This is a genomic window from Spirosoma flavus, assembly GCF_054778555.1.
This window is the reverse complement of sequence record NZ_BAAGZL010000001.1, coordinates 1,798,956-1,813,779: the sequence shown is the minus strand read 5'-3', so window position 1 is coordinate 1,813,779 and position 14,824 is coordinate 1,798,956. Positions and strand designations below refer to the sequence as shown.

Genomic DNA, 14,824 nt, shown 5'->3' with positions numbered 1-14,824 from the left:
AAATTTTTACTTCTTACGTTTCATCCCCTCTACCCTTTCCTGCCTAACTTTGCCTAATTTTCTGTTTTGCTGAATTATGGAAGTTTCCTATAAATGGTTACAAGAGTACATTGACTTGTCTGAATCTCCCGAAGAAGTAGGCAAATTGCTTACCTCCACAGGTTTAGAAGTTGAAGGAATTGAAAAAGTAGAAGCGATTCCGGGCGGTCTGGAAGGGGTTGTTATTGGCGAAGTACTCACCTGCACCAAGCATCCAGATGCCGACAAATTAAGCCTGACAACGGTTGACGTAGGCACTGACCACCCCCTACCCATCGTTTGTGGCGCACCCAACGTAGCGGCTGGCCAGAAAGTAGTGGTAGCCTTGGTAGGTGCTACGTTGCATCCTAGTTCGGATGGCGAAAAACCGGCCGAACCTTTTCAAATCAAGAAAGCAAAAATTCGGGGAGCAGCTTCAGAAGGCATGATTTGCGCCGAAGATGAGATTGGTCTCGGTACGTCGCACGCGGGTATTATGGTGCTCAACACCGACCTGCCAAATGGTACGCCAGCCGCGCGTTATTTTAATCTTGAAGCGGATTACCAGATTGCGATCGGATTGACTCCCAACCGCATTGATGCGGCTTCTCACTACGGCACCGCCCGCGATTTAAAAGCAGTACTGAATCGTCCGCTACGTCTGCCGTCGATTGATACGTTTGAAGTGGATAACACCAACTTAACCATTGATGTACGTATCGACGACCTGGAAGCCTGCCCACGCTACACTGGTTTGACCATTTCGGGATTGACAGTTGGTGAATCCCCCAACTGGCTGAAACAACGACTGATCAGCATAGGCCTGAACCCGATCAACAACGTAGTAGACGTAACGAACTACGTCTGTCATGATCTGGGTCAGCCGCTCCATGCTTACGACGCCGATAAAGTTGCCGGTAATCAGGTTATCGTAAAGACGCTGCCAGCCGGTACTACGTTCGTGACGCTCGATGGTGTAGAACGCAAATTGACGGCCACCGACCTGATGGTTTGCGACGCCGAGAAACCTATGTGTATCGCGGGTGTATTCGGTGGGCAACTTTCTGGCGTATCGGCGCAAACGACCCGCGTCTTTCTGGAAGCGGCTTACTTCTCCCCTACGTCGGTTCGGAAAACAGCGCAGCATCACGGTCTGAAAACGGATTCCTCGTTCCGATTCGAGCGGGGTACGGACCCCAATATGCCGTTGTTTGCCTTGAAGCGAGCCGCCTTGTTGATTCAGGACGTAGCAGGTGGTGTGGTTAGTTCCGACGTAACGGACCTCTATCCAACGCCAATCGAGCCGTTTCGGGTGCCGGTACGTTTCCGCAATATCGACCGGCTCATCGGCATCCAAATAGAACGTAGTGAAATACTGCGTATCCTGAATGCGCTGGATATTGAAGCCGCTGACATGACGGAGGATGGTTTCCTGGCCATAGTACCACCCTATCGTGTGGACGTAACACGCGAAGCCGACGTAATCGAGGAAATCCTGCGGATTTATGGACTGGATAACGTACCCCTGTCGAAAAACCTGTCGGCTGATACGTTGTCGGAATTTCCAAAAACCGATCCTGACCAGTGGCAGAGCCGAGTTGGGCAGCTCATGGCCGCCAACGGTTTTTACGAAACGCTTACGTTGTCGCTGACTCGGCCAGCGTATCATAATGCTATTCGGTCCTCGCTGCCGGGTGCTGACGTTACGTTGCTGAATCCACTCAGCGATGAACTGTCGGTCATGCGTCAAACGTTGCTTTTCTCAACCCTCGAAACGCTGGTCTACAACCTGAATCGACGTCAGAAAGATCTGAAACTGTTTGAATTCGGCAAAGTTTATCACCAATCGGCAACAGACGACGGCAGCAAAAAATACGTAGAACAGATGCGCATGAGCTTAGCCGTGATGGGAAATGAAGAATCCGAAAGCTGGCTTCAGAAAGGGCAACCCGTCGCGTATCATGATCTGGCTACGGCTGTACAACGTGTGCTGAATCTGTTCCGGATTAAATCTGTCGAGACGCAACCAGCTGACGCTACGTTGTTCCAGTACGGGCTTACCTACGTAGTGAACAAGAAACCCATCGTCAGTTTGGGTCTGGTTCAACCAAAATTAACGAAACTGGTCGATCTGAAACAGCCCGTTTTTTATGCCGATTTCGATTGGCAGGCGTTGCTGAAACTGACACGGTCGGAGAAAGCTCGTTACGAAGAAGTGTCGCGTTTCCCCGAAGTCCGGCGCGATCTGTCGTTGGTGCTCGATAAGGCCGTTACGTTCGAGCAAATCAGCAAACTCGCCCGGCAAACCGAACGGAAACTTTTACGTTTCATCAACGTATTCGATGTGTATGAAGGCGAAAATCTGGGAGCTGGCAAAAAATCGTATTCAGTAAGCTTTATGCTTCAGGATTCAAGTCAAACTTTAACTGACACAACTATCGACAAAACAATGCAACGGCTCATGGCGGCTTTCGAGAAGGAGCTTGGGGCCGTGATTAGAAAATAAATGAGCGAGTGAATGAACGAGTGAACGAGCGAATTTCTTTACCGGATAGTTTTCGCTCTTCCGCTCGTTCATTCTTTCGCAATTTCACCTATTCACTCATTAAATCTGTGGTAAGCGAACATCAAATTATTGCGCTGGTTGAGCGTTTTGAGCATAAGCTCGATCGGCTCAAGAATTTGTATGCAGATGCCAAATGGCAGATTAAGCAGCTTGAAGACGAAAATAAATCGCTGAATAAGCAGTTGCGGGCCCAACAACAACAGGTTCGGGAGCTACAGAAAAAACCTGCCGTTTCAGAAAAAAATACACCAAAGTCAAAAGATAGTAGTATAATTGTAAAAGACAACTTGTCTAATACTGATACGAATGCTCGATTAAAACAACAACTCGACGAATATATCCGGGAACTGGAACGGTGTATAGATCACTTGAGTAGTTTGTCATAAAACCAAATTGGCTCCTGGGGTTCAAACCCATCTGGGCCGACTGCAGCGATGGAAGAACTGCCAATTCGCGTACAGATAGCCGACCGGTCGTACAACCTTTTTGTAGAACCGGAAGCTGAGGCTGTGGTACGTCAAGCCGCCAAGCTGATTCAGGACGATCTGAAGAAATATCGGGAAATGGGCTTCAAGGAAACGCAGGAAGCCCTGGCAATGATTGCCTTCGACTGCTTAGTCAATAAGCTCAGAGGAGAAAAACAGATGCAACGATTACAACAAATGGTGTTTGACAAAATAACTCAGTTAGACGAGGCCATTACACCGGCCATTTCAACGTAGTAAATTAGTGCCCCGTATGAGTTGGGGTTCAGGGCATTCATATCGCGACAGGTTGATGGTTTATTTGTTCACCTCTAACGATATAGTCCGATGGACATTTTATTAACGATTCTTGCCGCCCTCGTTGGGGGAGGTATAGGTATAGTGGTGGGGCGCCAGATGATGGCAGGAACCCGCGCCAAACAAGAAAAAGAAGCTGAAGAAAAAGCGAGTACTATTTTAAAAAACGCGGAATTACAAGCCGAAACGATAAAAAAAGACCGTATACTGGAAGCCAAAGAGAAGTATTTAAAGTTAAAAACTGAATTCGAAGAAACGACTAACCAGAAACGTACACTACTCCTACAAAACGAAAGTAAACTTAAACAGCGCGAGCAGCAACTTAACCAGCAGGCCGACCAGCAACGTAATCGTGAAAATGAGCTGAATCAGCAACGTAACGAGCTTGGCCAGCAGAAAAATAACCTCAATCAGCAGCTAGAATCCCTTAACAAACGCCGTGAAGAAGTAGACCGGCGCCAGCAGGAAGCCGACCGTATGCTGGCCGATCAGCTTGCGCAACTCGAAAAAATCGCTGGTTTATCTGCCGAACAAGCCCGTGAGCAGTTAATTGAAAACTTGAAGGCCGAAGCCGAATCCCGCGCCAGTTCATACATTAAAAACATCGTTGAAGAAGCCAAACTGACGGCCACCAAAGAAGCTAAAAAGGTGGTTATCGAAACCATTCAACGTACCGCAACCGAACACGCCATCGAGAACTGCGTATCGGTGTTCAACATCGAATCCGACGACGTAAAAGGAAAAGTTATTGGCCGTGAAGGACGTAACATTCGCGCGCTGGAAGCTGCCACCGGCGTTGAAATCATTGTTGACGATACGCCCGAAGCTATTATCATTTCCGGTTTCGATCCGGTACGTCGGGAAATCGCCCGATTGTCGCTCCACCGGCTCGTGCAGGACGGACGTATCCACCCGGCACGTATTGAAGAAATAGTGGCCAAAACCCGCAAAAATATTGAGGACGAGATTGTAGAAATCGGCGAACGTACCGTTATCGATCTTGGCATTCACGGCCTGCATCCTGAACTTATTAAGATGGTTGGCCGGATGCGTTTCCGCTCCAGCTACGGGCAGAACTTGTTGCAACACTCGCGCGAAGTTGCTAAACTCTGCGCGACGATGGCTGCTGAGTTGGGCCTAAATGCGAAACTCGCCAAACGAGCCGGTTTGCTCCACGACATTGGTAAAGTCTGGCCTGAAGAAGCCGAACTTCCGCACGCTATTCTGGGTATGGAATTGGCGAAAAAATACAAGGAAAATCCGGAAGTCATCAACGCCATCGGTGCTCACCACGACGAAATCGAGATGACGAGTATGATTTCGCCCATCATTCAAGTGTGTGACGCCGTATCGGGTTCGCGGCCAGGTGCCCGTCGGGAGATGATGGAATCGTATATCAAACGCCTGAAAGAACTGGAAGAACTGGCGGGAAGTTTTCCCGGCGTCACCAAGTGTTACGCTATTCAGGCCGGTCGTGAATTACGCATCATGGTCGATGCCGACCATGTTTCCGATGAGCGGGCGGGCGGATTATCTTACGAAATTTCGCAGAAAATTGAGAAAGAAATGCAGTATCCAGGCCAGATTAAAGTGACGGTTATTCGGGAAATGCGTTCGGTCGCCTACGCGAAATAAGACAGTATAAAAATGTTGATATGTCCTTCCCCAAACAGGTAACGCTTGGGGAAGGACAATTTATAGTTGGGTATCATGGGTTTTGTGGCACAAACAACGTTCGGTAAACAAACCATCTATAACGTAGCACTTGGTGGCTGTCTAACGCTATTTGCTTGTTTTCAACAGAGTTGTACTCAAACTAAGTCAGACGATACTGCAAAAACAGCCAGTGCTACCGATTCGGCAAAAGCTCCTTTTTGCCATACAAAACCGCCTAGCCGATTCGCATTAAATCAGGAGCAATCTGCTACGTTAGCTGCTGGCAGCAATGACCAAACAGGGATGCTACGTATTCCAGGCGGAAGTTTTCAGATGGGTGCCGACAATGACCAAGCTCGGTCCGATGAATTCCCTAAACACAACGTAACGGTCGAGCCCTTCTGGATGGACGCTACCGAAGTTACTAATGCTCAGTTTCGGGCATTTGTGAAAGCCACCGGCTACGTAACAACCGCAGAACGCAAACCCGTCTGGGAGGAAATGCAGAAGCAACTTCCACCGGGCACGCCCAAGCCACCCGATAACGTAATGGTTGCCAGCTCTCTCGTATTTACATCACCTGATCATCCCGTTTCAACCGACGACTACAGTCAATGGTGGCGCTGGGTTCCAGGAGCTGATTGGCAGCACCCGGAAGGACCGAATAGCTCTATTAAAGGAAAAGATAATTATCCGGTAGTGCAGGTGTCCTGGGATGATGCTATCGCCTACGCACAGTGGGCCGGTAAACGTTTACCTACTGAGGCCGAGTGGGAATGGGCTGCCCGCGGTGGTTTATCCAATGCCATTTATCCCTGGGGCAACGAAGCTATTGATGCTGGAAAAACCAAAGCCAATACGTGGCAGGGACGTTTTCCAAATCTGAATACAAAAAAAGATGGTTATTCTACTTCAGCCCCTGTAAAATCGTTTTCACCCAACGGTTATGGTTTATATGACATGGCTGGAAACGTGTGGGAATGGTGCAGCGATTTTTACCGAGCCGACTATTATCAGCAAATCAGTCAGAATGGCACGAATCGAAATCCGAAAGGGCCCAATCAAAGCTACGACCCCGATGAGCCAACCGTGCCCAAGCGCGTACAACGGGGCGGGTCTTTCCTGTGCAACGATTCGTATTGCAGCAGCTACCGAAACTCCGCCCGCATGAAATCCAGCCCTGATACAGGTCTTTCGCATACGGGGTTTCGTTGTGTAAAAAATGGCTAAATTCTGCTTACTTTTCGGCTCACAGCCCGTCTAACTAATTCAGTTTACTACGTTCCAATGGATTTTTTCGTAATACTCCTTTTATTGCTGGTTGGAGCGGGTGGAGGGATTGCGTTTGCGAATGTACTACGTAAGCGAACGGGAGACGCAGCCGATAGCCGCCACGAGTCAGTACTACTGCTGGAACGTATCGAGAAGGTATTTAAAGTGGTGATGGCCGAAGGCTATTTCTCAGAAATCTACAATTATCAGGATCAGAAAAAGATTCTCTACGTACTGAATGACCCTAAAAAAGCGATGGTCATTGCCAAGTCGAAAGTGTTGGTTGGATTCGATTTTGCAAAAGTGAGGTTTCGGACACCTATTGAAGGCGAAAGAAAGTTAGTTATCGACTCTTTTCCAGAGCCCGAAATCCTGTCGATTGATACCGATTATAAATTCTACGACATTCAGGCGGGCATATTTAATCACTTCAGCGGTGACGATTATACGCAGATTCTGGACGAGGCTAAGCAAGTCATGAATGAGCGGGCCATGCAAAGCGATTTACCTAAAATTGCCAATAACCAGATTCAGTACATGATGTATCAGTTGGCGGGATCGATGGGCTGGCACCTGCAACTGCCCGAGGCCGAACAGCGTCAACTGGAAGCCCTTAAAGCTCAGGCCGATGGAAAGCTAGATAATCCGAAGCAATTGCCCTCAGGCCAATAACTTTTCAATCCATTAGGCGTTCTGATACAGGATGAATGATACGCTTAACGGCGTTCATCGTCTAAACTCATCTATGGCTCGACTTTCGTGTATGCGCTTTCTGTACGCTTTTCTGCTGGTTCCATTTTTTACGTCGGCTCAGTTGTTGCCCAATGGATGCGATTATTGTCAGGCTGGCAAGGTTCGTTATTTTGAGCGATTAGCTGCTAACCCCAAAGCAAGGGTAGCCTATCCGGGCGATGCTACTATCGACGTAACCTATTACGGCCTCGACCTTCGCCTAACGCACACACCCGCCAGTTTACGTGCGGTTGCTACTGTTACGTTAAAGAGTACAGCCAATGCAGTGAGCAGCTTTTTTCTTGATCTGACCTCAACAACTGCAACAAGCGGTGCACGACTTCGAGTTGATTCAGTAAAGACGGGTAATGAGCTATTGACTTTTCAGCACGCTCAAAACAAGCTGACTATTACGCTCAAGCAGCCTTTAAACAATGGGCAGACGCTAACATTATCCGTTTTTTATCAGGGAGTTCCTGTTAGTCGTGATTTGGGTAGCTTTCGGTTTAGCCGCCACGAAAATACAACGGATCCGGTTATCTGGAGTTTGAGTGAGCCATATGGTGCGCCCGACTGGTTTCCCTGTAAAGATACCCCCGGCGACAAAGCCGATTCATCGAGTGTACGTATCACGGCGCCCCCGCAGTTTGTCTCAGTCTCTAATGGTACGTTGGTGAGCACAACCGATAACCGTGATGGAACCCGTACGTATCTCTGGAAGAACAGCTATCCGATTGCTCAATACTTGATTTCAGTTGCTATTAGTAACTATAGTCGCTATGATACACCGTTCAAATACGGCAATCAGACGCTTCCAATTACCCACTACGTTTATCCTGAAATCTTACCACAAGTCCGCTCCAACCTTGATTTGACGCCCGAAATAATGCGGGTCTTTTCAGAACGTTTCGGGCCTTACCCATTTCTTCGTGAGAAGTATGGGCATGCTCAGATTGGCCAGGGAACGGGTGGTATGGAACACCAGACGGCGACTTCGATGGAGGCAGCCGCCTTTAGCCCAACGGTGATTGCGCATGAGCTGGCCCATCAATGGTTTGGTGATAAAATTACTTGCCGTGACTGGCAGAATATCTGGTTGAACGAAGGCTTTGCGTCGTATGGCGAAGCGGTTTACTTTGAGTCGATTGGAGGGCAAACTACTTATCGGGCATCAATGGATAACTTTATGAGCCGCGCCAGCATTGCTCGTGGTAGCCTTTATGTCCAGGATATTTCAAATTTCGCCAACATCTTTAACGGAAACCGCACATACGCTAAAGGAGCTTCCGTGCTACACATGTTACGTGGCGTATTAGGAGACAGCACTTTTTTCCGGTCGTTACGTGCATACGTAGCGTCTCCGTCAGTAGCGTATAAAAATGCCGTTACCGAAGATTTTCAGGCTGTTGTTCAGCAGATTTCGGGCAAAGACTTAACGTATTTCTTTAAGGAGTGGGTATATGGCGAAGGGTTACCAACGTATCAGGCTCGGTATGCGCGGGGTACTTCTGCTACGTCGGCCATTGTGCGTTTAGTCCAACGTAACACGATTTCCAGTAATCCATCGTCATTTACTATGCCAGTTCAGTTACGTATTCGATCGGCAGCGGGCGATACGACTGTGACTGTTTTTAGTGACCAGCCCGATCAGACGTTTACGGTTCCCAGCCGGGGAGTTGTAACTAACGTAGTGGTTGACCCCAATAACTGGATTCTGAAATCCGTTGAGGCTTCAACTCAACTCATTACTGCGATAAACGAACCAATCGATCTCCATTTGCGCATTTATCCAAATCCCACAACCGACCAACTCGAAATTGATTTTAAAACCTATGAGTCAGGGCCGGTTACCTATTCACTTACATCCTTACTCGGGCAAACGATACGTACGGAATATGATAAACTATTGTCACCAGGCACTCATCACCGAATCGTTGGCCTGCAAGGTTTGTCAGCAGGACGTTATACACTCACTGTCGAAACGCCCAATGGGTTGGAAAGTCGGGTAGTTCTGGTACGTTAGGGGCTTTACGTAGCATGAAAAAAATAGTACTTCTCTTTTTATTAGTCAGTTGCCATTTTCTATCATTCGGTCAGGACAAACTAGGAATTACCCGCCACAATCACATCTCCATTCATGTTAAGAGCGTTCCTGCCAGTGCCGTTTTTTACCGCGACGTAATGGGCCTGAAACCTATTCCCGTACCCGAAAACCTGAAGGCTATACGAGCATGGTTCGATTTGGGCAATGGACAGCAGGTTCATTTACTTGATGGCCGAACCGAACAGATTACACATGACCGTAATGGCAGCCACTTTGCTCTGTTTGTAGCCGACATTAATAAAGCTGAACAATATCTGAAAGATCAGAAACTAACGTATCACCGGCAAGTCCGTTTTGACGGTGTCGTACAGCTTTACTTTTCCGATCTGGACGGTTATTTATTCGAACTTAACGAAGACAAAAAGTAGTTTCTCTCCCGATATTCACTACGTGCCGCTAAGCAGTCATCGCCTTACTCCCCTCTTGGGACCACCAGCACCACGTCTTCCTTATCGACTACAACCTGCCCCTCAGCTAGTCCTTTGGGTTTGCGGACGAATTTTCTGGGTGTCACGGTTACAGGGCATAAACTATCATTTCGGCGTTTGGAATACCAGGCCGCCAGCTCAGCGGCTCGCTCAATTACGTTTTTTGGAAATGCTTTTCCAGCCTGGTATTTCACAATGACGTGCGATCCTGCTACGTCGCGAGCGTGTAGCCAAAGGTCTTCTTTGTAGGCGTATTTCTGTGTCAGTAAATCGTTATTTTTTGCATTACGGCCAATCAGAATTCGGAACGTATCAAGAACGACTTCTTTAAAAAGTGGAGTTGCGTCATCGGCTCGACCTGCTACGTCGTCGATCATTATTTGCTGCTGTTTAACGTAGCGACGCAGATCTTTTAGGCTTGTTATGGCTTCTAAATCAGCTTTTTGGGAGTCAATTTTTAATATATCAGCTTCACGAGCCATCATCTGTTCCAGCATATACTGCTCTTCAATTTTTTCGTTTTTGGCTTTACGGTAAAAATTTTCAGCGTTTTTTTGAGGGCTAAGATCAGGCTTAAGCTTAAGCGTAATTGGTTGATCTCGATAGAAATCGTATAGAGTTAACCGTTCAGGTGACATTGCGCCTAAAACTATTGGAACTTCGTGCAAATTAGCCATCAAAATATGCCCCATTTCCTCGTGGCTCACCTCAGATTCACGTTGTGTTAGTCGTTGTAAATTGGCTTCGATGCGTGCTGAAGCGCGTTTTCGCCGTTTTTCCAGCAGACGTATCAGATGTGCTCTTTCCTGGTCAAACGTTGTCAGGCGGTTATAGGCGCTATAAAAATAATTAGCTGCTTCAAGTGGATCAGTAAACGTCTGCTTTATGTCGCCAACAGGGAGTAAACTTAATGTTGGCTTGTAATCGACAACCGTAAGGTAATAAGTCGGTTGTTCCAGTTGCTTTACTACGTTCTGAATAATTTCCCATTGCTCCTCTTCGCTACGTTGTTTGTCTCCTACTCCTTGTTTTGTAAGCCATTCATTTACGACTCGGCCGAAAGTGGGGAATAGTTTTCGATGATCGAAACCGGCTTGAACAAAGGCTTCATATGACTGATCAATAGGCCGGTCGAATTCATCTAATTTTAGGTTTTGATCGGATACAAGCTGTCGGTTAAACTGGTCGATTACAGCATTATTTTGGAAGGCCAGCAGGTTCGGACGATTTCCGAAAAATTTGAACAAAACCGTGAAATCGTTTTCCAGCAATATGGCCAAACATCGTTCATTAAGAAATGACTTAACACCAAGCACAGCCCTACCTTTTTCAGCTTCACCAGTTACCGATTCCAACAAATCTATGCTGTTGTGCCGGGCTCGTTTTACTGTTTCAGGGAATGCCAATCCAGAAAAGTCAGGCCGTAAAGTAGCCTTCACATAAAATGGCTTATAATAATTCGTTTTCCCCTTTGCCTGCGCAAAAACCAACACAACCTCGTCTCGATCCTGACTAAAACATGACATTAGCCGAAGATTATGTGAAAGCTCTGCTAATTGAGTAGAACTACTGATTAGTCGTGTTTCAAGAGCTGGTGCTAGCTGCCTAAGGAAATAGAAATTAGTATGCATAAGGGCACAAATAAACGGATCTTCACTTATTAAATTATAATTATAATTAGTAGGATTTACCAACCAAATCGGGTATACAATCAGTAATTATTCCAATGGCAGTAAAAGCTAACAATAATTTAATATACTGATAATCAGTATATTAAATATAAATACAAATATAACTTTTTCAATAATAATTAATCATTTATTAATGTAGAACATATTTTTTATCAAAATTTCTTTTTGAAATATAATTTAACTAACCTAATATTGTCCTGTTTACTCATTTTTCAAACCAACCTAATTTTCATGAGAGCATTGTTCTACAGGTACCTGCAGACCGCTTTAATGGGTGCAGTTATACTGCTATGGAGCTTTAACGCTTCTGCCCAAGACCGTCGGGTGACGGGTAAAATCACTAGCGATGAAGGTCCTATACCAGGTATTAACGTCGTGCTAAAAGGTACTCAAACGGGTACCGCTACGGATGCAAATGGTGACTTTTCACTTAGCGTTCGAGGCAATGATCCTGTTCTGGTTATTTCTGGGATCGGCTTTACGACTCAGGAAGTAGCTGTCGGCAATCGCACAGTTGTTGACGTAAAACTTGCTTCCGAATCTACAGCTTTAAGTGAAGTAGTTGTAACGGGTTATTCCACAGAAAACCGTCGGGATGTTACTGGCGCTGTTTCCACAGTGAAGCCGGCGCAGCTTAAAGTTGTGCCATCAACAAACGTTGAGCAGCAGTTACAAGGACGAGTTGCAGGTGTAACGGTTATTACAAACGGACAGCCTGGAACAACCAGTCAGGTTCGTGTACGTGGTTTTGGTTCTTTTGGTGGCAATCAGCCCCTGTATGTAGTTGATGGTGTGCCCACTCAAACAATACAATACATTGCACCAGATGACATTGAAACCACCACGGTTTTGAAAGATGCGGCATCTGCGTCTGTTTATGGAGCACGCGCTGCTTCTGGTGTTATCGTGATAACGACGAAGAAAGGGCAACGCCGGGCTCAGAAACTGAGTATTACTTACGACGGTTTGTATGGAGTTACAGATCCAGGTCATGGCCAAAAAATTCTGACCCCACAAGAACAAGCAGACTGGACATGGCAAGCTCGTAAGAACGACTTATATCAGGCTGGAACTGCTATTGGCCCAGATAGCTTTACCGGTATTGCGAATGGTCAATATGGATCTGGAGCTACTCCTGTTTTACCCGATTACTTATTAGTAGGCAGCAAAACAGGCTTACCTGCATCACAGGTCGACTTAACAGCAGAACGGGCAAGATACAATATTAATCCTGCCAACGGCGCTATTTACAACGTCATTGCTGCTAACAAACAAGGAACTGACTGGTATAAAGAGATTACTCGTGTTGCTCCACTTATGCGTCATACGTTAGGTTTCTCGGGTGGCACAGAATCGAGCCGTTATTACCTGAGCTTAGGGATGCAACAGCAGGCTGGTATTATTACCTACAATGATTTCTCTCGTTACACATTTCGGGTAAATACCGAGTTTGATATAACGAAAAAACTAAGGTTTGGCGAAAATATCCAGTTAGCTTACGTGTCAGCCACAGGCCAACAGGGTAGCACCGGTAGCACCCTTGGTAACGGCACGAATAACAACTCCAGTGTTGCTGCGGATGAAAATGATATTCTACTAGCTTTTCGTCAAGCTCCAATTATCCCCGTATACAATGTATTTGGCGGATACGCAGGAACGGCTGCCTCTGGCTTTAACAATGCGCGTAATCCAGTAGCTAACCGTATTGGCGCCAAGGATAATATAAATTATAACCTTATTGCCTTTGGTAACGCTTACTTGGAATATGACGTTATTCCAGAGCTAACTCTACGAAGCACGCTAGGCGGAACATACTTCAGTAATTACCAAAATTCGTACAACCGCTCTCAGTATGAAAACTCAGAGAACAATACGAACTACGTATATAATGAATCAGCAAACGTTGGTTTAGCCTGGAACTTTACGAACACAGCGCAGTACAAAAAGCAATTTGGTATTCATGATATCAGTATACTAGCGGGTATCGAAGCACTTAATACGGGAAATGGCCGGGGTATAAATGGTTCTGGTCAAAATCCATTTACGACCGACCCTAATTACGTAACGATTGGTACAACAACTCCAGGTGCTACTCGTAGTGTTAGCAGTTATTACGGAAAAGGTAACAATTTCTACTCGGTGTTTGGACAGGCTCGATATACATTTAACGATAAGTATATCCTGACAGGCGTGGTTCGCCGAGATGGTTCGTCACAGTTTGGTCCTGAAAACCGATATGGTGTTTTCCCGGCTGTTTCAGCAGCTTGGCGTCTTTCTTCGGAGGATTTCATGAAGAACCTGCCCTGGGTATCTGACTTAAAGGTTCGCGGTGGATATGGTTTAATGGGGAACTCAAACTACCTGACTTCAACCAACCAATTCAACCTGTTTGGTTCTAATGCTGGTAATAGTTATGATATTACCGGTGCTAATACATCTGTTCAGGCTGGATATTTCCGTAGTCAGATTGGTAACGCTGCTGCAAAGTGGGAAACCAGTATTACCTCAAACATCGGTATTGACGGTGCCTTCTTTAACAACAAGTTAGAAGTAGTGCTTGATTTCTGGCAGAAAGACACAAAGGATCTGCTCTATCCATTAGCGCTTCCAGGTGTAGTTGGTGTACGGGCTAATGCGCCTTATGTAAACGTCGCCAGTATGCGTAACAAAGGGATCGACCTTTTGGTCACTAACCGTGGTTCTATTTCGGGCGATTTAAGTTACGAGGTGACGGCAGTTGGTAGTATTCTTGACAATAAGATCACGGCAATTGCTCCATCAGTACCTTATTTTACAGCCAATGGCCAGCGCTTGAGTACACCAGTAGTTCGTAACGAACCTGGTCATGATCTATCCTCCTTCTATGGCTATAAAGTAGTTGGCTTGTTCAACACGAAAGAGGAAGTAGCAGCTGCGGCATCTCAGCCTGGCGCTGGTCCAGGTCGTTTCCGGTTTGCTGATATCAACGGAGACAATAAGATTGATGATCTCGACCGGACCTATTTAGGTAGTCCAATTCCTAAATTTACGGGTAGTATTACCTTGACGCTCAAATACAAAGGTTTTGATCTCAATACCCAGCTGTACACGTCTCTTGGTAATAAAATATTTAACAACTCGAAATGGTATACCGACTTCTATCCGTCGTTCCCAGGAGCGGCTGTTAGCGCTCGGGTGAAAGACTCTTGGTTACCAACGCATACAGACACTACTGTGCCGATCTTTGAAAACACGTCAAATTTCAGCACGAACACGCAGGCAAATTCTTATTACGTTGAGGATGGTTCCTATGGCCGGTTGCAGTACTTAACTCTGGGATATACTCTGCCAGCTACCTTATTGAACAAAGTCAACTTGAGCAGATTAAGACTGTCCCTTACAGCTACGAACCTGTTTACCATTACAAAGTATACCGGCTTAGATCCAGCTGTTGGAGGCTCGGCTGACCAAAACTTTGGAATTGATATTGGTAACTATCCAGTAACTCGCGGATACAACGTTGGTTTGAGCTTTGGCTTCTAAACTGAATAGCTATTTAGCAGTGGGTTTAAATGTTACTATCGAATTTTAAGTGA

At 46.2% G+C, this 14,824-nt stretch carries 10 protein-coding genes; 9 read left to right on the top strand and 1 reads right to left on the bottom strand.

Annotation, left to right across the window (positions count from 1 at the left end):
- Nucleotides 1-76 precede the first annotated feature (76 nt).
- From pheT to ACYVF1_RS07000, 8 genes are all read left to right on the top strand, one after another.
- The gene (pheT, locus tag ACYVF1_RS07035) at nucleotides 77-2,524 is read left to right on the top strand and encodes a phenylalanine--tRNA ligase subunit beta (RefSeq protein WP_461076978.1); all 2,448 of its coding nucleotides are present in this window, start codon (nucleotides 77-79) and stop codon (nucleotides 2,522-2,524) included.
- Nucleotides 2,525-2,532: 8 nt separating this feature from the next.
- Nucleotides 2,533-2,970, top strand: coding sequence for a hypothetical protein (locus ACYVF1_RS07030; protein WP_461076976.1), 438 nt, complete (start codon nucleotides 2,533-2,535; stop codon nucleotides 2,968-2,970).
- A gap of 48 nt (nucleotides 2,971-3,018) precedes the next feature.
- Nucleotides 3,019-3,306 (top strand): cell division protein ZapA, encoded by a 288-nt coding sequence (locus ACYVF1_RS07025; RefSeq protein WP_461076974.1) that lies wholly within the window; start codon nucleotides 3,019-3,021, stop codon nucleotides 3,304-3,306.
- Between the two features lie 90 nt (nucleotides 3,307-3,396).
- The gene (gene rny / locus ACYVF1_RS07020; protein WP_461076972.1) at nucleotides 3,397-5,001 is read left to right on the top strand and encodes a ribonuclease Y; all 1,605 of its coding nucleotides are present in this window, start codon (nucleotides 3,397-3,399) and stop codon (nucleotides 4,999-5,001) included.
- Nucleotides 5,002-5,085: 84 nt separating this feature from the next.
- The gene (locus tag ACYVF1_RS07015; protein ID WP_461076970.1) at nucleotides 5,086-6,252 is read left to right on the top strand and encodes a formylglycine-generating enzyme family protein; all 1,167 of its coding nucleotides are present in this window, start codon (nucleotides 5,086-5,088) and stop codon (nucleotides 6,250-6,252) included.
- Between the two features lie 57 nt (nucleotides 6,253-6,309).
- A complete protein-coding gene (locus tag ACYVF1_RS07010; RefSeq protein WP_461076968.1) occupies nucleotides 6,310-6,966 on the top strand; it encodes a DUF4230 domain-containing protein in 657 nt (218 codons plus the stop codon).
- A 73-nt stretch (nucleotides 6,967-7,039) separates the two neighbouring features.
- Nucleotides 7,040-9,049: a M1 family aminopeptidase gene (locus tag ACYVF1_RS07005; RefSeq protein ID WP_461076966.1), complete on the top strand. Its 2,010-nt coding sequence runs from the start codon at nucleotides 7,040-7,042 to the stop codon at nucleotides 9,047-9,049.
- A gap of 14 nt (nucleotides 9,050-9,063) precedes the next feature.
- On the top strand, nucleotides 9,064-9,498 hold the full coding sequence (locus tag ACYVF1_RS07000) for a VOC family protein (protein WP_461076964.1): 435 nt from the start codon (nucleotides 9,064-9,066) through the stop codon (nucleotides 9,496-9,498).
- Nucleotides 9,499-9,542: 44 nt separating this feature from the next.
- Here ACYVF1_RS07000 and ACYVF1_RS06995 read toward each other — a convergent pair whose 3' ends face one another.
- A complete protein-coding gene (locus ACYVF1_RS06995; protein ID WP_461076962.1) occupies nucleotides 9,543-10,805 on the bottom strand; it encodes an NFACT RNA binding domain-containing protein in 1,263 nt (420 codons plus the stop codon).
- A gap of 675 nt (nucleotides 10,806-11,480) precedes the next feature.
- Between ACYVF1_RS06995 and ACYVF1_RS06990 the strand changes: the two genes are divergently transcribed.
- Complete coding sequence (locus ACYVF1_RS06990; protein WP_461076960.1) at nucleotides 11,481-14,771, top strand: SusC/RagA family TonB-linked outer membrane protein; 3,291 nt, start codon at nucleotides 11,481-11,483, stop codon at nucleotides 14,769-14,771.
- Nucleotides 14,772-14,824 lie beyond the last annotated feature (53 nt).

What these genes read in the sequence shown, in the direction of transcription:
- pheT (WP_461076978.1), top strand. Translation starts at nt 77, where the DNA reads ATGGAAGTTTCCTATAAATGGTTACAAGAGTACATTGACTTGTCTGAA.
- ACYVF1_RS07025 (WP_461076974.1), top strand. Translation starts at nt 3,019, where the DNA reads ATGGAAGAACTGCCAATTCGCGTACAGATAGCCGACCGGTCGTACAAC.
- rny (WP_461076972.1), top strand. Translation starts at nt 3,397, where the DNA reads ATGGACATTTTATTAACGATTCTTGCCGCCCTCGTTGGGGGAGGTATA.
- ACYVF1_RS07010 (WP_461076968.1), top strand. Translation starts at nt 6,310, where the DNA reads ATGGATTTTTTCGTAATACTCCTTTTATTGCTGGTTGGAGCGGGTGGA.
- ACYVF1_RS07005 (WP_461076966.1), top strand. Translation starts at nt 7,040, where the DNA reads ATGGCTCGACTTTCGTGTATGCGCTTTCTGTACGCTTTTCTGCTGGTT.
- ACYVF1_RS07000 (WP_461076964.1), top strand. Translation starts at nt 9,064, where the DNA reads ATGAAAAAAATAGTACTTCTCTTTTTATTAGTCAGTTGCCATTTTCTA.
- ACYVF1_RS06990 (WP_461076960.1), top strand. Translation starts at nt 11,481, where the DNA reads ATGAGAGCATTGTTCTACAGGTACCTGCAGACCGCTTTAATGGGTGCA.